The sequence below is a fragment of the Rhodococcus sp. NPDC060176 genome (assembly GCF_042728675.1).
GTDB lineage: Bacteria > Actinomycetota > Actinomycetes > Mycobacteriales > Mycobacteriaceae > Rhodococcus_F.
The window spans coordinates 1,166,882-1,186,586 of the sequence record NZ_JBHWYS010000002.1 but is presented as its reverse complement, the minus strand read 5'-3'; the positions used below and the strand labels follow the sequence as shown (position 1 = coordinate 1,186,586).

20 protein-coding genes are annotated in these 19,705 nt (G+C 62.3%); 8 read left to right on the top strand and 12 right to left on the bottom strand.

Going from position 1 to position 19,705, the window contains the following annotated elements:
• Positions 1-36: 36 nt before the first annotated feature.
• Together ACFWEM_RS13940 and ACFWEM_RS13935 are read right to left on the bottom strand one after the other, a co-directional pair.
• Positions 37-1,221 carry a phytanoyl-CoA dioxygenase family protein gene (locus ACFWEM_RS13940; protein WP_378534246.1) on the bottom strand — a complete coding sequence of 395 codons (1,185 nt, stop codon included), beginning with the start codon at positions 1,219-1,221 and terminating at the stop codon, positions 37-39.
• A 69-nt stretch (positions 1,222-1,290) separates the two neighbouring features.
• A complete protein-coding gene (locus ACFWEM_RS13935) occupies positions 1,291-2,313 on the bottom strand; it encodes a Gfo/Idh/MocA family oxidoreductase (RefSeq protein ID WP_378534244.1) in 1,023 nt (340 codons plus the stop codon).
• 80 nt (positions 2,314-2,393) lie between these two features.
• Here ACFWEM_RS13935 and ACFWEM_RS13930 point away from each other — a divergent pair, with 80 nt between their 5' ends.
• On the top strand, positions 2,394-3,434 hold the full coding sequence (locus ACFWEM_RS13930) for a Gfo/Idh/MocA family protein (RefSeq protein WP_378534242.1): 1,041 nt from the start codon (positions 2,394-2,396) through the stop codon (positions 3,432-3,434).
• Here the strand turns inward: ACFWEM_RS13930 and ACFWEM_RS13925 are convergent.
• Both ACFWEM_RS13925 and ACFWEM_RS13920 read right to left on the bottom strand, forming a co-directional pair.
• Positions 3,431-4,207, bottom strand: a complete 777-nt coding sequence (locus tag ACFWEM_RS13925) for a TIM barrel protein (RefSeq protein ID WP_378534240.1) — start codon at positions 4,205-4,207, stop codon at positions 3,431-3,433. The two genes, ACFWEM_RS13930 and ACFWEM_RS13925, sit on opposite strands and share 4 nt — an antisense overlap.
• Positions 4,204-5,229 carry a Gfo/Idh/MocA family oxidoreductase gene (locus ACFWEM_RS13920; protein WP_378534238.1) on the bottom strand — a complete coding sequence of 342 codons (1,026 nt, stop codon included), beginning with the start codon at positions 5,227-5,229 and terminating at the stop codon, positions 4,204-4,206. Before ACFWEM_RS13920 ends, ACFWEM_RS13925 begins: the two co-directional genes overlap by 4 nt.
• 122 nt (positions 5,230-5,351) lie before the next feature.
• On the opposite strand from ACFWEM_RS13920, the gene ACFWEM_RS13915 reads away from it, so the two are divergent.
• From ACFWEM_RS13915 to ACFWEM_RS13900, 4 genes are all read left to right on the top strand, one after another.
• Positions 5,352-6,347: a LacI family DNA-binding transcriptional regulator gene (locus ACFWEM_RS13915; RefSeq protein WP_378534236.1), complete on the top strand. Its 996-nt coding sequence runs from the start codon at positions 5,352-5,354 to the stop codon at positions 6,345-6,347.
• 160 nt (positions 6,348-6,507) lie between these two features.
• Positions 6,508-7,509 (top strand): substrate-binding domain-containing protein, encoded by a 1,002-nt coding sequence (locus ACFWEM_RS13910; RefSeq protein ID WP_378534234.1) that lies wholly within the window; start codon positions 6,508-6,510, stop codon positions 7,507-7,509.
• A gap of 63 nt (positions 7,510-7,572) precedes the next feature.
• On the top strand, positions 7,573-8,631 hold the full coding sequence (locus ACFWEM_RS13905; RefSeq protein ID WP_378534232.1) for an ABC transporter permease: 1,059 nt from the start codon (positions 7,573-7,575) through the stop codon (positions 8,629-8,631).
• Positions 8,632-8,634: 3 nt separating this feature from the next.
• Positions 8,635-9,447 (top strand): ATP-binding cassette domain-containing protein, encoded by an 813-nt coding sequence (locus tag ACFWEM_RS13900; RefSeq protein ID WP_007727336.1) that lies wholly within the window; start codon positions 8,635-8,637, stop codon positions 9,445-9,447.
• A gap of 58 nt (positions 9,448-9,505) precedes the next feature.
• On the opposite strand, the gene ACFWEM_RS13895 is transcribed toward ACFWEM_RS13900, so the two are convergent.
• From ACFWEM_RS13895 to ACFWEM_RS13880, 4 genes are read right to left on the bottom strand one after another with little or no spacing between them, the layout of a single operon-like run.
• Positions 9,506-10,507, bottom strand: a complete 1,002-nt coding sequence (locus ACFWEM_RS13895; RefSeq protein WP_378534229.1) for a Gfo/Idh/MocA family protein — start codon at positions 10,505-10,507, stop codon at positions 9,506-9,508.
• Complete coding sequence (locus tag ACFWEM_RS13890; RefSeq protein WP_378447699.1) at positions 10,504-11,370, bottom strand: TIM barrel protein; 867 nt, start codon at positions 11,368-11,370, stop codon at positions 10,504-10,506. The genes ACFWEM_RS13895 and ACFWEM_RS13890 overlap by 4 nt, the downstream gene beginning before the upstream one ends.
• Entirely contained in the window at positions 11,367-12,407 is a 1,041-nt protein-coding gene (locus ACFWEM_RS13885) for a Gfo/Idh/MocA family oxidoreductase (RefSeq protein ID WP_378534227.1), read from the bottom strand. The genes ACFWEM_RS13890 and ACFWEM_RS13885 overlap by 4 nt, the downstream gene beginning before the upstream one ends.
• The gene (locus tag ACFWEM_RS13880; RefSeq protein WP_075832802.1) at positions 12,407-13,198 is read right to left on the bottom strand and encodes an SDR family oxidoreductase; all 792 of its coding nucleotides are present in this window, start codon (positions 13,196-13,198) and stop codon (positions 12,407-12,409) included. Before ACFWEM_RS13880 ends, ACFWEM_RS13885 begins: the two co-directional genes overlap by 1 nt.
• 75 nt (positions 13,199-13,273) lie before the next feature.
• On the opposite strand from ACFWEM_RS13880, the gene ACFWEM_RS13875 reads away from it, so the two are divergent.
• The gene (locus tag ACFWEM_RS13875; RefSeq protein ID WP_378534225.1) at positions 13,274-14,296 is read left to right on the top strand and encodes a LacI family DNA-binding transcriptional regulator; all 1,023 of its coding nucleotides are present in this window, start codon (positions 13,274-13,276) and stop codon (positions 14,294-14,296) included.
• A 58-nt stretch (positions 14,297-14,354) separates the two neighbouring features.
• Here ACFWEM_RS13875 and ACFWEM_RS13870 read toward each other — a convergent pair whose 3' ends face one another.
• From ACFWEM_RS13870 to sdhC, 4 genes are read right to left on the bottom strand one after another with little or no spacing between them, the layout of a single operon-like run.
• Positions 14,355-15,122, bottom strand: coding sequence for a succinate dehydrogenase iron-sulfur subunit (locus ACFWEM_RS13870; RefSeq protein WP_003940925.1), 768 nt, complete (start codon positions 15,120-15,122; stop codon positions 14,355-14,357).
• Entirely contained in the window at positions 15,122-16,873 is a 1,752-nt protein-coding gene (gene sdhA / locus ACFWEM_RS13865) for a succinate dehydrogenase flavoprotein subunit (protein WP_019747692.1), read from the bottom strand. Before sdhA ends, ACFWEM_RS13870 begins: the two co-directional genes overlap by 1 nt.
• Positions 16,874-16,888: 15 nt before the next feature.
• On the bottom strand, positions 16,889-17,344 hold the full coding sequence (locus ACFWEM_RS13860) for a succinate dehydrogenase hydrophobic membrane anchor subunit (RefSeq protein ID WP_003940699.1): 456 nt from the start codon (positions 17,342-17,344) through the stop codon (positions 16,889-16,891).
• A gap of 1 nt (position 17,345) precedes the next feature.
• On the bottom strand, positions 17,346-17,750 hold the full coding sequence (gene sdhC / locus ACFWEM_RS13855) for a succinate dehydrogenase, cytochrome b556 subunit (protein ID WP_020969155.1): 405 nt from the start codon (positions 17,748-17,750) through the stop codon (positions 17,346-17,348).
• Positions 17,751-18,003: 253 nt separating this feature from the next.
• On the opposite strand from sdhC, the gene ACFWEM_RS13850 reads away from it, so the two are divergent.
• A complete protein-coding gene (locus ACFWEM_RS13850; protein WP_378447696.1) occupies positions 18,004-18,408 on the top strand; it encodes a cytidine deaminase in 405 nt (134 codons plus the stop codon).
• A complete protein-coding gene (locus tag ACFWEM_RS13845) occupies positions 18,401-19,696 on the top strand; it encodes a thymidine phosphorylase (protein WP_378534223.1) in 1,296 nt (431 codons plus the stop codon). Before ACFWEM_RS13850 ends, ACFWEM_RS13845 begins: the two co-directional genes overlap by 8 nt.
• Positions 19,697-19,705: the final 9 nt, after the last annotated feature.

Here is a 19,705-nt window from a genome sequence, read left to right as displayed (position 1 = left end):
ATTAAGCGGCCTAAGTCTTTTCAGCGCTGCCGTCCCTCAGCTCATTCGCCTCTCGGACTGTGCCTTCAGCAACTCGTCCAGATGGTCAGGCGAGATCCGCTCGCGAACCGCCTCCATCACTAGTTCGGCCTGCGTCTGAGGCGCGAGGCCGTCGATCGGTTGGTCTCGGTCCAGATTGGTCGGGAAGGCGTAGCCCTCAGCGGAAGCGGCGACGGCACAGCGAACGGACTCGTCGGAACCTGCTTCGCTGAGGGCGAGCAGTGCCGGATAGATCGCGTTGACGAGCGCCTCCCGGTCAATGGTTCCGAGGGCGCGACCGAAGGCTGACGACACCTGAAGAAGATTTGCCATGCGCAGGACGTTGGCGGATTTGTTGTGGCCGGCGGCGTGGAACAGTGCAGGGTTGAAGAAGACGGCATCTCCCTTCTCCAAAGGTAATTGGACGTAATTGGCCTCGAAGAACTCCTTGAACTCGGGACGCTCGAACGCGAGGTATCCGGATTCGAATTGTTGGGAGTACGGCAGATATTTTGTCGGGCCCGTCTCGACCGGCATGTCCACATGGGCGACTGCACCTTGCAAGGTGAGGGCGGGGGTCAAGCGATGAACGTGCGCCCGGAACTTCGCAGCGACGTCGCTCGACATGAAACCGAGGTGGTAGTCGCGATGTGGATTCTGTTCGGCGCCACCGGGATTGACGACGTTGACGTCCGACGTCACCTGATACATGGGGCCGAGCCAGGCTTCCGAAGCTAAAGCGACAATGCTGTTTGCGTAGTAGTCGACGTAAGCCTTGGGATCTTCGAGCGCCAACTTCAGTTGTGCTCCCCAGATCCGGTCATTTGCTCCGGGTTTGGCGAAGTGATCCCCGGAGGTCGCGCCGGATTCGTGTTGGCGCGCAATGAGTTCACGAAAGACTGCACTGGCGCGATCCAATACCTCCGCGTCGAATGCGCCTTGGAAGACCGTGATGCCGGGCCCGGTGAGTAACGCACGGGCGATCTCGTCCTGAATCTCCGCGCGGATTTCAGGATTCGACGATTGCTCGACCAATGTCTTCGAGTCGTACAAGAGAACCCCGTCGGCCACAGAATCGGCGTACGGGTAATCGGCGAGGTCTGTCTCGTGTGCGACCAAAGCGGCGAAGTCTTCGATGTTGCAGTTTTGCCGGTGCAACCTACCCGCGGACGGCACGGTGTGGTCGGTCAGTGCTGGAGTCATTCGGGGACCTTTCCTGCAGTGTTCAAGATGCGCTGTGACTCAAACACTGCCAAGGAAAAGCCATCGAAACTACCCCTGAAATCCATCAAAAAGACCTCGAGAAACGTCCCCTATGGATTCGACCGAGACAGTTTCTCCTTCGGAGTGCATCGACTTGATCACTGCCGCAGCCACGAGGTTTGCCTGCAGTCCGTCGGCTGCTGTGGCCAACGTCGACGGTCTACCGGTGCTCAACGCGTCGATCCACTCGTGAAGTTGGCGCCGATACGACTCGGCAAAACGCGGAATCCAATCCGCCGCATAGCCGTACGAGTGTGAGCGGTCCGTGTCGGTGTGAATGACCACGGGTTCGGCGAGGCGAGCCGCGCCGATTTCGCCGACGACCTCGCACCGAGTGTCATAGCCGTACCGCGCGTTCAGAAAGATCTCGACCGTGGTGAGAACGCCGTCGGCGGTGCGAAGCATGATCACTTGCGGATCCTGGCGATCGGTCACGAGTGAGCTGGAGCGCCCGCAGTGCCAACTGGCCGCAACGACGGGGGAGTTCAGGATCCACGGCACGATGTCGAGTTCGTGAATCGCGGAGTTGGTCACCGTGGATTCCGAACGGCCGCCTGGGTAGGTGCTGACTGTTCGACTCGAGCAGTGCACGATCAGTGGGTCTCCGATACGGCCGGAATGTGTTTCGGCCTTCAGCGCTACGTATCCCGGATCGAACCGACGCATGAAGCCGACGCTCACCAGAGGGCTTTCGGGGTTCTCGGCTGCAACAACGCGTCGGCAATCCTGCGCTGTCACTGCAAGAGGCTTCTCGCACAGAACCGGTTTTCCGCCTTCGATCGCAGCAAGGGAGAGGTCGGCATGCGTCGAATCGTGGGAAGCGATGACTACGGCATCCACGTCGGCGTCGTTGATCAGTTCCAAGGGATCGGTCACCCACCGTGCTCCGACTGCCGACGCGACCGACACTGCCCGGTCCTGATCGAGGTCTGCGACCACTGAGACCGTTGCCCCGGAGACCGTGAAATGCAGATTGTGGACGTGGTCGGCGCCCATGACGCCGGTTCCGATCACACCGACACGAATCGACATGAGGTTCCTACTTCCAGAGAGTTTAATTGGACAACATAATGTCCTTACATATTTCGCGATTCGACTCTACAGTTCGAGGCATGACTTCTTCCACAGTTCTGGAACTTCCTCGGACCAGGGTTGCCGATCCGATCGATGCCCCGACTTTGCGCTGGGGGATTCTCGGTCCCGGCTGGATTGCACAACGCTTCGTGGAATCCCTGCAGGCCAATACAGCTCAGGAGGTGACGGCAGTTGCTTCGCGCGGACTGGCCCGAGCGCAGGCCTTCGCGGACCAGTGGGGGATCCGACGCACTCACGGCAGTTACGAAGCTTTGCTTGCCTCCGAGGAGGTGGACGTCGTCTATGTCGCAACCCCGCACACTGCTCATTTCGATTGCGCGATGGCGGCATTGGATCACGGAAAGCATGTTGTGATCGAGAAACCACTTGCCTTGAACGGCGGACAGGGACGTGCCATTCAAGAGAGGGGAGCAGCGCTCGGATTGTTCTGCATGGAGGCGATGTGGACGTCCTTCCTGCCCAAGTTCGATGTGATCGACCAGATCATCGAGGCTGGACTTCTGGGAACCATACGTACGGTTCTGGCAGATCACGGTGAACGGTTCGAGACCGATCACCGTATTTACGATCCGGCGCTCGCGGGCGGGCCGCTTCTCGACCTCGGGACCTACCCGGTCAGTCTTGCGCATCGCGTACTAGGTGTTCCGAGTTCGGTTTTCGCTCTCGGCCAACCGGCCAACCACCAAGTGAACGGCCAGATTTCCGCGGTGCTCTCGTGGTCCGGTGTAGCTCAGGCCAGTCTGAGCACCACCATCCTCGCTGACACACCCAACACCGCGTCGATCTGCGGTGACAAGGGGATGATCGTTCTGGACTCGACGTTCTACCGCCCCGGGTCCTTTACGGTCCGGCTCGGAGACGGAAGATCTGCGCGCTACGACGACCCGGTCGACGGATACGTCGGAGGTCTCGCGTTCGAGGCGGCCGAGGCGGCGCGTCGGATCACCGCCGGGGATATCGAGTCGCCGGTCCATCCGCTCGACGCGGCCATTGCGACGCTCGACATCCTCGACGAGATCCGCCGTCAGGTAGGGATCACGTTCCCGGGGGAGGCCTAGAGCGTGAAGGCTTTCCGGAAGGCAGCGAGCGCGACGTCACTGTCTCCCGACGCCCAACCCTCCAAACCGATTGTGCCGGTGTATCCCTGGTCAGCGAGCACGCGTGCGATGGCGGGGTAGTTGATCTCGCCGGTTCCGGGCTCGCATCGACCGGGTACGTCGGCCACCTGAATCTCGCCGATGTTGTCACCACAACGCCGCACGAGTTCGATGAGGTTTCCTTCGCCGATCTGTGCGTGGTAGAGATCGAGCATCATCTTGAGGTTCGGGTGTGAGACGGATTCCACCAGTGCCAGAGTGTCTTTGGCTCGGGCCATCGGAACTCCGGGGTGATCGACAATCGTATTGAGATTCTCGAGGCAGAAGACAACTCCGGCGTCTTCGCCGAGGCGCGCGATCTTCTCGAGTGCGCGGCCGGCGGTCAGCCACATCGCCCCGGTAGTTCGATACTGCGGGCGAGCAGCCTGCCCGTCGATCAGCTCACCGGTGTGGAAGTTCAGCCGGGGAACGCCGAGTTTCGCTGCCGGAGCGAGGCACAGCTGCGCCGTGCGTACCAGTTCGGCGCTGCCCGCCTCGTCGAACAAATCGCCGTGCAGGTAGCCGGTCATCGAGGAGAACCGAGCTCCGGTGGCGACAAGAGCGTCGAGGTCCTTGTCCTGCCAACTCCAGATCTCTGCAGCAAATCCCGCATCCGAGATCCGCCGAACACGCTCGACGAAGGGGAGTTCGGTGAACGTCATTTCGGCGGAGACCGCCAAGTCGAACGGGCTCATCGCGGCACCGACAGTAGCGACACCGGCAGCCCGGTTTCCACGGATTCTTTTGCAGCCAAGGCAATTTCCAGCGCGTTGCGGGCATCGAGACCGTCAACTGACGGCGCAGTACCGGAGCGGACGCAATCGGCGAAGTGTGCCAGCTGAGCGACATATGCGTCATGGAAGAGTTCGATGTTCACCCGGGGTGTGTCGGCCAGAACACCCGGCGAGCTGTAATGACGCATCGCGGTCCGAGTGACCTCTCCTGCACTCACCATTCCTCCGGAACCGAAGACTTCACCGCGCACGTCATAGCCGTAGGTGGCCTGGAAGTTGGCCTCGGCCGACGCGAGGGCGCCGTTGTCGAAGCGCAACTGAACCATCGACGTATCGAGGTACCCCTGCTCCTTGTACTGCGGATGGATGAGAGCATCGGCCTGCGCGAACACCTCGACGACGCGTGCCCCCGGGTTGAGCCAGAGCAGAGCGTCGAAGTCGTGAATCAGCGTCTCGTTGAAGATGGTCCACGGCTTGACCCGAGCAGCGACGTCGGCGGTGATGCCCGGATCGCGGGTCAGGGAACGCAGTAGCTGTGGGGTCCCGATCCCGCCGGTGGTGATCACGTCGTGGGCTGCCGCGAAATCAGCGGCGAAGCGCCGATTGAAACCGACCTGCAGCGCAACGTTGTTCGCAGCGCCCGCGCCGATTGCGCGATCGGCGTCTTCGAGCGTCAAGGCCATCGGCTTTTCACAGAAGACATGTTTGCCGGCCTCCGCTGCTGCCACCACGAGATCGGTGTGAGTTGATGCGGGCGTACTGATGAGCACCGCTTCGACGTTCGGATCGGCGATCAGTTCGAGTGCATCGGTATACGGGCGAGCGTCGGGACTGACACGCTCGATCAATGACGCCGCAGCGCCGGGCGCGGGGTCGGCGACGGCGACCAGACGGGTGCCGGGGATGCGCAGCGCGACGGACTCGCCGTGGAAACGGCCGATCCATCCGGCGCCGATGAGACCGACTGCAACAGAGGCAGACATGGGGGGCTCCGTTCGGAGTGAGAATGAGGAACTAGATCGTTCTAGTGGTGCCAGTAAAGCGCCGGTTGCGGCGCGCGTCAATGTTTGCGTGCGTATTTGCTGGAACGATCTAGTCTGTTGAGGTGAACAGTCGACGCCCCACCTTGCAGGATGTTGCCGATCTAGCCGGAGTGTCACGCGCACTGGTGTCCATCGTCATTCGTGATGTCCCGGGTGCCAGCGATGCGACGCGTGTACGAGTCAAGGCGGCCGCGGACCAACTCGGCTATCGACCCGACAACGCTGCGCGACTGCTGCGTCAACATCGCAGCCGCTTGATCGGTGTCAGTTACGTTGCGGCGCAAACATTTCACGCGGAACTGCTCGATGAGATCTACGACGCAGCGGAAAGGTTGCGCTACGACGTCGTCCTCAGTGCCGTCTCGGATCGCAGGCCTGGCTCGCGCGCTGTGCGTACCCTTCTCGATGACCGATGCGAGGCGATCTTGCTGTTGGGTTCGCAGGCGCCGGAATCGGAGATCGTCGACCTGGCGGCCAAGGTTCCCGTCGTCGTGCTCGCGCGGAAGATGCCCTCAGTGCATGTGGACGTTGTCCGCACGGACGACGAGGCGGGCGCCGTGATGGCCGTGAATCATCTCGTCGAACTCGGGCACCGCTCGATCGTCCACGTCGACGGCGGACGCGGTCCGGGTGCCCAGGAGAGGCGTCAGGGCTACCGGAAGGCCATGCGGGCGACCGGTCTGGAATCGCGGATCCTTCCCGGCGGTCTCACGGAGGCGTTCGGGGCAGGCGCCGCGCGGTCGATGGTCGAAGAAGGGCTTCCCAGTGCGGTCTTCGCTTTCAATGATCGTTGCGCGCTCGGAGTCCTGGACGTCTTCTTGCGTTCCGGAGTCTCGGTGCCCGGTGACGTCTCCGTGATCGGATTCGACAACAGTGCATTGGCAGGTTTGACGCACATCGATCTGACCAGTGTCGGGCAGGACACGGCGTTTCTGGGCGGCGCCGCGGTGGAGCGGATCTCCGAACGCCTCGACGGCGGAAGTGGACTCTTGGGCAAGGACATAGTCGCGCAGCCACAACTAGTAGTTCGAGGTTCAACTGGACCTGCAGTGCGTTGACCTGGCGTTTCCACGGGATCCGGTTTGTCCCGTCTTTGATAAGCAGTCCTAATGTCAGAACAAACTATTGACATTCGACTGTGACGGGTATTACATCTTTCACATACAACCGAGCACCATCCGTTCGCGGGCCGTTGGTTGATGTCGAGAGGGAGTTCACATGTCGTTTCTCACGGGGCGCAAGAGCGTTGCCGTACTGGCCGGAGCCTCAGTCGTGGTCTTGGGTCTGGCCGCCTGTTCAAGCACCGGCGGTAAGCCGGATTCTTCCGGATCCGGAATGGGCGCGGGTACAGCGGACACGCCCCGCGCCACCATTGCGATGATCACCCACGAAGTTCCCGGTGACACGTTCTGGGATCTGGTGCGCAAGGGCGCCGAAACCGCAGCGGCGAAGGACAACATCGAACTTCGGTACTCCGCCGATCCCGAGGCACCGAATCAGGCCAACCTGGTTCAGAGCGCGATCGACAGCAAGGTCGACGGGATTGCAGTCACCCTCGCGAAGCCTGACGCCGTGGTTGCCGCGGTCCAAAGTGCCACCGCCGCGGGCATTCCGGTGGTCGCCCTCAACTCGGGCCTCGAAACCTGGAAGGACATGGGCGTCAAGGAGTACTTCGGTCAGGACGAGTCGATTGCCGGTGAAGCTGCGGGCGAGCGACTCAACACCGAAGGAGCGACCAAGGTGTTGTGCGTCATTCAGGAGCAGGGCAACGTGAGCCTCGAATCACGTTGTGCCGGTGTGAAGAAGTCGTTCAAGGGAGCGACGGAGATTCTCAACGTCAACGGCAAGGACATGCCGTCGGTGGAGTCGACCATCACCGCGAAGCTTCAGCAGGACCCGGCCATCGATCGAGTCCTCGCTCTCGGTGCGCCGTTTGCATTGACGTCCGTGACGTCGGTCGGCAACGCAGGCAGCAAGGCGAAGGTGGTCACCTTCGACACCAACGCGGCTCTCGTCGACGCCATCAAATCCGGTGACGTGCAGTGGGCAGTGGACCAGCAACCCTTCCTGCAGGGCTACCTCGCCATCGATTCGCTGTGGCTCTACCTCAACAACGGCAACGTGATCGGCGGCGGCCTGCCGACGCTGACCGGACCCGCGTTCATCGACAACACCAACATCGACTCGGTCGCCGAGTACGCCAAGAACGGAACTCGCTGATCCGGGCGCACGGAGGGCTGAGAATCCGCCCGCCGTGCGCCTGTCCAGCACGGAAGGGAAATCATGTCCACTCAGGCAGATCTCGACCTTGCCGCCCACAAAGTCGTGACCGATGAACGGGTGAAGGAGCAGAAGCGCATTCAGCGTCTGCTGCTCCGCCCCGAGATGGGTTCACTTGTCGGCGCCATCGCTATTTTCATCTTCTTCTGTATCGTCGCGGCGCCGTTCCGTACGCCGGAAGCGCTTGCGACAGTGCTCTACTCCAGCTCCACGATCGGTATCATGGCTTGCGCGGTCGCCCTGCTCATGATCGGCGGCGAGTTCGACCTCTCCGCCGGCGTCGCGGTCACCACGTCCTCGCTGGCAGCGTCCATGATCGCCTACAACCTGCACCTCAATCTGTGGGTGGGCGCAATTATGGCGCTGGTGGTTTCACTCGCGGTCGGATTCTTCAACGGTTACCTCGTCATGAAGACGAAGATCCCCAGCTTCCTCATCACCTTGAGTTCGTTCCTGATGTTGACCGGCATCAACCTGGCCGTCACCAAGCTCGTGAGTGGTCAAGTGGCCACACCCAGCGTCTCCGACATGGCCGGATTCGATTCCGCCAAAAAGGTATTCGCGTCGTCCTTCTCGGTATTCGGCGTGTCCGTCAAGATCACCGTCGTGTGGTGGCTGCTGTTCACCGCGATTGCCACGTTCATCTTGTTCAAGACCAAGATCGGCAACTGGATCTTCGCGGTCGGTGGTAATCAGGACAGCGCACGCGCGATCGGTGTGCCGGTGACGGCAGTCAAGATCGGTCTGTTCATGACCGTCGGCTTTGCGGCCTGGTTCGTGGGCATGCATCTGCTGTTCTCGTTCAACACCGTTCAGTCCGGTCAGGGAGTCGGTAACGAGTTCCTGTACATCATCGCCGCAGTCATCGGTGGTTGCTTGCTCACCGGTGGTTACGGAACCGCGATCGGCGCTGCGATCGGCGCATTCATCTTCGGTATGACCAACCAGGGCATCGTCTACGCAGGCTGGAACCCGGACTGGTTCAAGTTCTTCCTCGGCGCCATGCTGCTCTTCGCGGTCATCGCCAACAACGCATTCCGCAACTACGCTGCGAAAAGGTGACACATGAGTACCACAGCTGAAGTTCCCGCTCTCTCGAACTCGGGCGGCAACGTGCCACTGATCGAGCTCAAGGACGTCGGTAAGCAATACGGAAACATCATCGCGCTCAAGGGAATCAACCTCCGCGTCGGCGCGGGTGAGGTGACCGGCGTGCTCGGTGACAACGGCGCAGGCAAGTCCACACTGATCAAGATCATCGCCGGCCTGCACCAGCAGAGCGAAGGTGAACTGCTCGTCGACGGCGAACCGACGACGTTCCATTCTCCGAAAGAAGCGCTTGGCAAAGGCATCGCGACGGTCTACCAGGACCTCGCCGTTGTTGCGCTGATGCCGGTGTGGCGCAACTTCTTCCTCGGGCAGGAACTGCGCAAGGGCGGACTCATCAAGTCGCTCGACGCCAACGCCATGCGTGCGACGACGCTCTCGGAACTGTCGAAGATGGGCATCGAACTGCCCGACGTCGACGCACCGATCGGCAGCCTTTCCGGCGGTCAGCGTCAGTGTGTTGCCATCGCACGCGCCATCTTCTTCGGCGCGCGCGTGCTGATTCTCGACGAGCCGACAGCAGCGCTCGGCGTCAAGCAATCGGGAATGGTGTTGCGCTACATCACCGCTGCCAAGGAGCAGGGTTTCGGCGTCATCTTCATCACGCACAACCCGCACCACGCGTACATGGTCGGCGATCACTTCGTGCTCCTCAACCGAGGACGTCAGAAGCTCGACGCCAAGTACGACGACATCTCGCTCGAAGAACTGACCAAGGAGATGGCAGGCGGTGACGAGCTCGAGACACTGACCCACGAGCTTCGCCGCTAGATCAGAACGTCACGACTACTGCCTCGGTTCGAATCGAACCGAGGCAGTAGTCGTTTCGTCAGAGGGTGGTAGTCGGCCGAACCCCGAGGCCGGAATGCATGTACGCCTCGTCGATCATCGTCATGTTGGCGAGCGCGTCGGCCGGGCCGATGGGAAGTGTCGAGTCCCCGGCCAGATGATCGGCCAGGGCCTCGAGTTGGTAGGTGTACGACGACGTGGTGCCCAGAGGCTCGACGATCGTGTGCCCACCGGCCGTGACGGAGACGCGGTCGTCGACGTCCGGCTGCAGGAAGTTGTGCACCAGGACGTCACCTTCCGTGCCGAAGACTCGGAAGGTGAAGTGATAACGCTCGTCCAACATCGTGGTCACCACGGATGCCGTGGCGCCGCTGGGATATTCGAGTTCGATGTCGAACCACGAATCAACGCCCGGAACGTATTCCTCGTGACGGGTCGCGGTCACTACCGGCGCCCCACCGCACACGTCACTCAGCATCCGGGAAGCGTGTAATCCGTAGCAGCCCAGGTCCATCAGAGACCCTCCCGCCAACGCGAGTTCCCACCGCGGATCGTTCTCGGCGGGGGTCGGCATCCGCAGTACCGTTTCCACTCGAGTTAGTTCGCCGACGGCGCCATTCCGAACCAGATCCAGCAGGCGCCGGTTCACCGGATGAAAGAGGTAGTGGAAACCCTCGAGCAGCGTCACTCCGCTCACGCGTGCTGCCTCGACTACCGCCTGTGCTTCCGCCGCGTTGCTCGAAAACGGTTTCTCCGTCAGCACGTGCTTGCCCGCCTGAATGGCGGCGAGATTCCACGGGCCGTGCAGGCTGTTGGGCAGCGCGTTGTAGACGACGTCCACCTCCGGATCCGAAATCAGCTCCGCGTACGAACCGACCACCCGTTCGATCCCATGCTGGGCCGCATAGGCTCTGGCACGCTCGGGGTTGCGTGCGGCAACGGCCACCAGGCGGTGCCCGGTGGCCGTTGCGGGTTTGATCATCGCGTTCTCGGCGATTCGTGAGGCTCCCAGAATGCCTATTCGCAGCGGGGTAGGTGTCACAGAACCGACCGCAGGTACTCGACGCTGGCTCGCACGTCGCGTACCGGTCCCTCGTCCGACGGCGCCTCGGTCAAGATGGTGTCCTGCTCGAGCACGTACCACCCGTCGAAACCGTGTCGCTGCAAGATGGCCGTGACACCGGCGATGTCGACGTCGCCGCCACCGAGCGGACGGTACATTCCCGCCTTGACGCCGTCGGTGTAGGTGAGCTCGCCGCTGCGAACGCGTGATGCGAGGGCATCGTCGACGTCCTTGAGATGTACGTGGGTAATGCGCTCGGGAGCTTGACGCGCCAGGTCGACCGGATCGGTGCCGCCGATCAACAGGTGGCCGGTGTCGAGACACAGTGGGATGGCCGAGCCGTCGAGCACGCGCAGGACCTCGTCGCGCTGCTCGATCATCGTTCCGACGTGAGGGTGGACGACTGCTCGAATGCCGCGCTCGGCCGCGGCGTCGGTGAGCCGATCGAGATTGTGCAGCAGGGTTTTCCAACTCTGCTCGTCCAATTCCGGACGTGAATCGTAGCCGTCGGAACCCGTCGCGGCAGCGAGAACCAAAACCTCGGCACCCGAGGCGACAAAACCGTCGAGGATGGGGGAGATGCCTGGCACCGGATCATGATCGTGATCGTGCAGTAGTACCGGTGCGAACCCGCCGACTGCGCTCAGGTCGTGATCCGCGAGCACCTTGGCCATCTCGGCGGGTGCTGTCGGCAGAAAGCCCTCCGGTCCGATTTCCGTTGCCGCGAGGCCGACTTCGCGCATTTCGCGGAGAACCTGCGCGGGGTCGAGTTGGTAGCCCCAACCCGGGACTTCACACACACCCCAGGAGATCGGTGCGCCGGCGATGCGGGGAGTGCTCATGTGTGTGCCTCATTCTTGTTGTGAAGGAACAGATCTTTGACTTCGGTGATCGCCACGGGCCTACCCTGGTGCAGCGAGTACGTTGCAGCTTCGGAGATCCAGGCCGACTCGACTGCATCCGCGGGAGTACAGGGTGATTCCCGACGCCCGGCGACAACGCCGAGGAATGCTTCGAGTTCGGCACGGTAGGCGGAAGTGAAACGGTCCATGAAAAACGTGTGCGGCTCCTTCGAGGGAAACGAGATTCCGGGGTCGAGCGAGCGGAGTGGCAAACGGTCGTCGAGTCCCGCAGCGACGGAGTCTCTCGAGCCGAGGACTTCGAGCCGGCAGTCGTGGCCACGGCCGTTGTAGCGAGTATTCGACACGACCGCGATGGTCCCGCCTTCGAACGTGAGAACCGTTGCAGCGGTGTCGACGTCACCGGCATCGGCGATCGCGCGATCACCCTGATTCGAGCCGGTGGCAAAGACCGTGGTGACTTCGCGGCCGCTGACCCACCTGACGATGTCGAAATCGTGGATCGAGCAGTCGCGGAAGATGCCGCCGGAGTGTTCGATGTACGAGATCGGTGGGGGAGCAGGATCGAGGGTGGTCGATCGGAGAGTGTGGATCCAACCGAGCTGTCCGGATCGAACGGCGTCGTATGCCGCCACAAATGACGGATCGAAGCGGCGCTGAAATCCGATCTGGACCGGTACCGAAGTCTGCTCGACAGCCTGGAGTACACGAACGGAAGATTCGATGGAGTCGGCGACCGGCTTTTCGCAGAACGTCGGGATACCCCGGCGGACAGCGGCTTCGATCAAGTCGGCGTGCGAACTCGACGACGCGGCGATCAGAACGCCGTCGACTCCCGAGGCGAGAAGAGACTCTGGGTCGGCGGCGGACTCCACGTCGAGTTCGGTTGCCACGTCGGAGGTGCGAGGTGCGTCGGCATCGGTGACCACCAGCGAGTCGACGCCGTCCATCGTGAGCAGGTTTCGGGCGTGGTAGCTGCCGATTCTTCCGAGCCCGATGACTCCGATGCGAGCGCCCATCAGTCCAGCCCTCCGAAGACGTTCTGGTCCCAGTCGATGATCGAACCCGTCACGACTCCGCTGCGATCGGAGAGCAGGAAGACGACGAAGTCGGCGATTTCGTCGACCTGTCCGAGCTTGCCCATGGGGAGGGTGCTGCCTGCACGTTCCTGCCAATCGTCACCGGCGTCGTGAAAAGCTCTCTGCGTGAGGTCTTCTCCCTCGGTCTGTGTCCACCCGATGTCGAGACCGTTGATCCGGATACGATCCCAGCGATGCGCATGGGCGGCGTTGCGGGTCAGACCCGCCAGCCCGGCCTTCGCTGCCACGTACGGCGCGAGATATGGCTGGCCGCCGAGTTCGGACGTGGAGATGATGTTGACGATGGACCCGGGGACCGCACGCTCGCGCATGTCTTTGACTGCTGCCTGCATCGTGAAGAACGGACCGCGAAGGTTCACCGCGATGTGCTGGTCGAAGAGTTCTTCGGTGGTGTCGAGCAGCGTGCCGCGCGAGGTGAGCCCGGCAGAATTGACGAGGGCATCCACGCGGCCGAAATGCGAGATCGTCTCGGCCACGCTGGCGAGTGCGGAATCCGTCTGTGCCACATCGGCTTCGATGAAATGGGTTCCCGGAAGTTCTGCCTCGAGAGTCTTTCCGACGTCAGGGCGTCGGCCGGTGAAAGCCACCTGAGCGCCCTCACGGACAGCGGCGCGTACGACGCCGGCGCCGACGCCTTGCGAGCCGCCACTGACCAGTACGACAGTGTCGGCTAGGAGTGCAGGCCTGATTACGCCCGGCGGAGAAGTCATGGGTTTAGTCTGGCTGTGACGAAGACCTCGAGCAACAGCGAAAAACCATCAAATATCCATCATTGTGAGGTAGTTGTGGCGCATCGATTCAAAGTGCGGGAGATCGCCCAGCAGTCGGGCCTGAGTGAGGCCACCGTCGACCGGGTGCTCAACGACCGTCCCGGAGTTCGCGACGGCACACGATCGGAGGTTCGCCAGGCGATCACGGACCTGGAACGTCAACGCTCGCAACTGAAACTGGTCGGTCGAACATTCATCGTCGACGTCGTGTTGCAAACTCCCGCACGGTTTTCCGACGCCGTCCGCGACGCGCTCGAGGCCGAACTGCCGACCCTTGCGCCCGCTGTGGTGCGGTCCCGGTTTCACTTTCGTGAGACCGGTTCGGTAGAAGCGATGACATCGACGCTCGACAAGATTCGCCGACGCGGGTCCCACGGTGTCATCGTCAAGGCTCCCGATACTGCGGAAGTCGTGGCGGCGATCGATCGGCTCGTGGCGGCAAAGATTCCGGTCGTCACGTTGGTGACCGACGTTGCCGGCAGCAGGCGAGCCGCTTACATCGGCATCGACAACCGCGCCGCCGGAGCCACCGCCGCGTATTTGATCGATCAGTGGCTGGGGGATCGGGACGGCAACGTGCTGGTCAGCATGAGCAGCGGATTCTTTCGCGGAGAGGAAGAACGGGAGATGGGATTTCGCTCCGCCATGCGCGTTTCGGCTCCGCATCGACGTTTGATCGACATTCCGAACAGTGACGGTTTGGACCAGACGAGTAGGAAACTGGTGCGGGCAGCGCTCGAATCCGATCCGCAGATCCGTGCTGTGTATTCGATCGGTGGCGGCAACCTGGCCACGGTCGACGCGTTCGAAGAACTGAATCGAGAGTGCTCCGTCTTCGTCGCCCACGATCTCGACGGAGACAATCGAAAGTTGCTGGGGGAGAGGCGAATATCGGCGGTGCTACACCACGATCTGCGGGCGGATCTTCGCACTGCCGCTCAGGTGGTCATGAAAGAGCACGGCGCCATGGGCGCCCACTTCGGTTTTACGACGTCACCGGTTCAGGTCGTGACTCCGCTCAACATGCCCCCGACATAGCTGTGCGCGGTCAAGGAGTCCGGAGACTCCCTAACCGCGCACAGGGCCGAAGGCCTGACTATCGAGCGAAGAGCAGCGCTCGCTTGACTTCCTGAATAGCCTTTGTCACCTGGATGCCGCGGGGGCACGCGTCGGTGCAGTTGAACGTGGTGCGGCAACGCCACACGCCGTCCTTGTCGTTCAGGATGTCGAGACGCTCGGAAGCGGCCTCGTCACGGCTGTCGAAGATGAACCGGTGTGCGTTCACGATGGCAGCGGGACCGAAGTAGCTGCCGTCGCTCCAGTACACGGGGCACGACGTGGTGCAGCATGCGCAGAGGATGCACTTGGTGGTGTCGTCGAAACGAGCACGGTCGTGCTGGCTCTGGATGCGCTCACGAGTGGGCTCGTTGCCACTGGTGATGAGGAACGGCTTCACGGCGCGGAATGCGTCGAAGAAGGGCTCCATGTCGACAACCAGGTCCTTCTCGACGGGCAGGCCCTTGATGGGCTCGACCGTGATGGTGACCGGCTTGCCGTCCTTGGGCAGCATGTCCTTCATCAGCAGCTTGCAGGCCAGACGGTTCACACCGTTGATCCGCATGGCGTCCGATCCACAGACACCGTGTGCGCAGCTGCGACGGAACGTGAGGGTGCCGTCGAGGTAGCCCTTCACGTACAGCAGCAGGTTGAGCAGACGGTCGGTGGGCAGTGCCGGAACCTGGAAACTGTCCCAGTGCTGGCCCTCGCCCGATTCGGGGTTCATCCGCGCGATCTTGAGGGTGACCATGACGGCGCCCTCGGGAACAGCGGGGAGTTTTGGTGCATCTACAGCAGGCGCAGACATCAGTACTTACGCTCCATCGGCTCGTAGCGGGTCTGGATCACCGGCTTGTAGTCCAGACGGATGTCGGAGAGCAGGCCGTCACCCTCCTTGTACGCCATCGTGTGCTTCATGTACTCGGCGTCGTTGCGATCCGGGAAGTCCTCGCGAGCGTGGCCGCCGCGCGATTCCTTGCGGTTGAGGGCACCGACGACGGTGACCTCTGCCATTTCGAGGAGGAAGCCCAGCTCGATGGCCTCGAGCAGGTCGCTGTTGTAGCGCTTGCCCTTGTCCTGGACCGTGATGTGGTTGTAGCGCTCCTTGAGCGCACGCACATCCTTGAGTGCCTGGGTGAGGCGCTCTTCGGTGCGGAAGACGGAGGCGTTGTTGTCCATCGACTGCTGCAGCTCGGTGCGGATGTCCGCAACGCGCTCGTGGCCGTGATCGGACAGGATGACGCCGACCCAGTCTTCGACCATCGCGGCCGGGGTTTCCGGCAGGTCGACGAACTCGGTGGAGTTCGCGTACTCGGCGGCAGCGATGCCGGCGCGGCGGCCGAACACGTTGATGTCGAGGAGCGAGTTGGTGCCGAGGCGGTTTGCGCCGTGCACGGAGACGCAGGCACATTCGCCGGCGGCGTACAGGCCCTTGACGACCTCGTCGTTGTTGCGCAGAACCTCACCGTTGATCTTGGTGGGGATACCGCCCATGACGTAGTGGCACGTCGGGTAGACGGGCACGGGCTCCTTGACGGGGTCCACGCCGAGGTAGGTGCGCGAGAACTCCATGATGTCCGGGAGCTTCTCGTCGAGAACTTCCTCGGGGATGTGCGTCACGTCGATGTAGACGTAGTCCTTGTTCGGGCCGGCGCCGCGGCCTTCGAGGACTTCGAGGACCATCGAACGAGCCACGATGTCACGCGGAGCGAGGTCCTTGATGGTGGGGGCGTAGCGCTCCATGAAGCGCTCACCGTCGGCATTTCGGAGAATGCCACCTTCACCACGGACGGCTTCCGAGATCAGGATGCCGAGGCCCGCGAGTCCTGTCGGGTGGAACTGGTGGAACTCCATGTCCTCGAGGGGCAGGCCCTTGCGGAAGATGATGCCCATGCCGTCACCGGTGAGGGTGTGCGCGTTGGACGTCGTCTTGTACATGCGTCCCGAGCCGCCGGTCGCGAAGATGATCGACTTGGCGTGGAAGATGTGCAGCTCGCCGGTCGAGAGCTCGTAGCAGATGACACCGGTGGCAACCGGGCCGTCCTCGGTCTCGGTGATGGCGATGTCGAGCGCGTAGAACTCGTTGAAGAACTCGACGTCGTGCTTGACGCAGTTCTGGTAGAGCGTCTGCAGGATCATGTGACCGGTGCGGTCGGCTGCGTAACACGCACGGCGGACGGGTGCCTTGCCGTGGTCACGGGTGTGTCCACCGAATCGACGCTGGTCGATCTTGCCTTCGGGCGTGCGGTTGAACGGCAGGCCCATCTTCTCGAGGTCGAGCACCGCGTCGATGGCCTCTTTGGCCATGATCTCGACGGCGTCCTGGTCGGCGAGGTAGTCGCCGCCCTTGACGGTGTCGAAGGTGTGCCACTCCCAGTTGTCTTCCTCCACGTTCGCCAGTGCGGCACACATGCCGCCCTGGGCCGCACCGGTGTGGCTGCGGGTGGGGTAGAGCTTGGTCAGTACGGCCGTGCGGGCACGGGGGCCAGCTTCGATTGCCGCACGCATGCCTGCGCCGCCGGCGCCGACGATGACCACGTCATAACGATGTTCCTGCATGAAGTCTGTGCTCCCCTAGCTCGCCGAGATATTGGGGTCGAAGGTGAAGATGACGTACGTGCCCAGGCCCATGATCAGGATCATCGAGAGAACGAGGATCGTGGTCAGCCAGAAGCGCGTCGAGTCCTTGCGGGAGTAGTCCGCGATGACCGTGCGCAGGCCGTTGCCGCCGTGCAGCTGTGCCAGCCACAGCATCGTCAGGTCCCAGAACTGCCAGAACGGGCTGGACCAGCGACCTGCGACGAATGCGAAGTTCAGACGGTGAACGCCACCGTCGAGCATCAGCATGATGAACATGTGGCCCAGGACCAGAACGATCAGGGCGACGCCGGAGAAGCGCATGAACAGCCATGCGTACAACTCGAAGTTGTTCCGAGCCTTCGCACGCGGGGACCGCGGGTTGTCCAGGCTTGCGGGACGGTCGTATGAGGTGCCCAGGCTCTTGGCTTCGGGTCCGTGAGTAGTCGCCATGTCAGTGCTCCGCAAACATGTTGATGAGGATGCGTCCGGCGCCTGGGATCATCACCAGGAACCAGATCGTCAGAATGGTCCAGAGCATGACGCGCTGGTACTTCGGGCCCTTCGACCAGAAGTCCACCAACATCACGCGCACGCCGTTGAGGGCGTGGTAGAGGACTACGCCGACGAGGCCGATCTCCATGAGGCCGACGAGGGGGTTCTTGTACGTGTCGATGACGGCGTCGTACGTATCGGGATTGACCCGAACGAGTGCCGTATCGAGAACGTGTACGAATAGGAAGAAGAAAGTAGCGACGCCTGTGATCCGGTGTAGAACCCAGGACCACATTCCGGGGTCGCCCCGGTAAAGCGACCTCGTGCGCTCCTTCTGAGGAGCGGCTTCAGTCGTAGTACTCATCGAGTGCTGTGCCTCCAACGTCATTGGTGGACGCGTCGAGCCTGCAGAGAGCTTCGATGTACCTCAGCCCGGGCTCGACGGGATCCTGAACCGACTTGACTCAGACTCTAAACCTATGTGAAACCGGGAACTAATCAGATGCGGGATTCGTACGCGTACCAAACTCTTTGTAAGGTTTGCCTTTCCAATCTCCGTGAGACGGTTACGGCGTGGTTTCTGCATCCATTCAGTCAGCGTGATTGGATAACGAACCATGGGTGACATCGACTGGAAGTTGTTGCGGCACAACGCGCAAGTGGTCATGCGGCAGGCCTATGCGCCGTACTCGGGTTATGCGGTGGGTGCAGCGGCCCTGGTAGACGATGGTCGAATCGTCTCAGGATGCAATGTGGAAAATGTCTCATACGGTTTGAGCCTGTGTGCCGAATGTGGACTCGTCGGTAACTTGGCCGCCACCGGGGGTGGGCGGCTGGTGGCCTTCACATGCTGCGACGCGAAGGGGTCGATTCTGATGCCCTGCGGCAGGTGTAGACAGCTTCTTCTCGAGCATGGCGGGGGTGAGATGCTTGTCGACACCAGCAGCGGCTTCAGGCCGCTGAGCGAGCTGTTGCCCGATGCTTTCGGGCCGGAACAAGCAGAGGGGCTCCGCCATGTTTGACGCAGTTTCCATCATCGGCGCCAAGCGTGACGGCCGCGAATTGTCGGGGACCGAGATCGACTGGATAGTTCAGGCGTTCACGCAGGGGGTCGTCGGCGACGAACAGATGTCGGCGCTCGCGATGGCGATCTATTTCCGCGGAATGTCGCGGGCGGAGACCGGTCGATGGACCGAGGCGATGATCGAATCCGGCGGGAGGATGGACTTTTCGGACTTGCCGCTGCCCACCGTCGACAAACATTCGACAGGTGGAGTGGGGGACAAGATCACCCTTCCGCTGGCGCCCCTCGTCGCTGCGTGCGGTCTTGCAGTCCCGCAGTTGTCGGGACGTGGACTGGGCCACACCGGTGGAACACTCGACAAGCTCGAGGCCATTCCGGGTTGGCGCGCAGACCTCACGGCGGCAGAGATGGTCGACATACTCTCGGACCCGAAAATCGGAGCCGTGATCTGCGCTGCCGGAGCGAACCTGGCCCCGGCCGACAAGAAGCTCTACGCGCTGCGCGACGTGACCGGAACGGTGGAATCCATTCCGCTGATCGCAAGTTCGATCATGAGCAAGAAGATCGCCGAGGGGACCGGCGCCCTGGTGCTCGACGTCAAAGTCGGTTCCGGAGCGTTCATGAAGGACCTCGGCGACGCACGCGAGCTGGCTCGCACGATGGTCGAATTGGGCAACGACGCCGGTGTGCGCACCAGCGCCCTCATCACCGGGATGGACACTCCACTGGGACTGACGGCCGGCAACGCTCTCGAAGTACGAGAATCCGTCGAGGTGCTGGCCGGCGGGGGTCCGTCGGACGTCGTCGAGCTGACCCTTGTCCTGGCTCGGGAAATGCTGTCCGCGGCCGGGATCGACGGTATCGACCCGGCAGACAAACTTGCCGACGGCACGGCCATGGACCGGTGGCGCGCGATGATCGGCGCACAAGGTGGGGACCCGCACGCAGCACTGCCGGTGGCCCGGCACAGCGACGTCGTCACCGCGGACCGAGACGGCGTGCTGACTCGACTCGACGCCATGGCGGTGGGCGTCGCAGCCTGGAAACTCGGAGCCGGACGCGAACGGCAGGGTGAAGCCGTGCAGGCCGGTGCCGGCATCGAGATGCACGCAAAGCCGGGCGAAGTGGTCCGCGCCGGGCAGAAGCTGATGACTTTGCACACGGACACTCCCGAGAGATTTGACGCAGCGCGTCGAAGCCTCGGTGGTGGCTGGTCCATCGGGACCGAATCCGACACCGTTTCGCGGCCGCTGCTCATCGAGCGAATTGTGGGTGATTCGCGTTAGCGTTGGCGA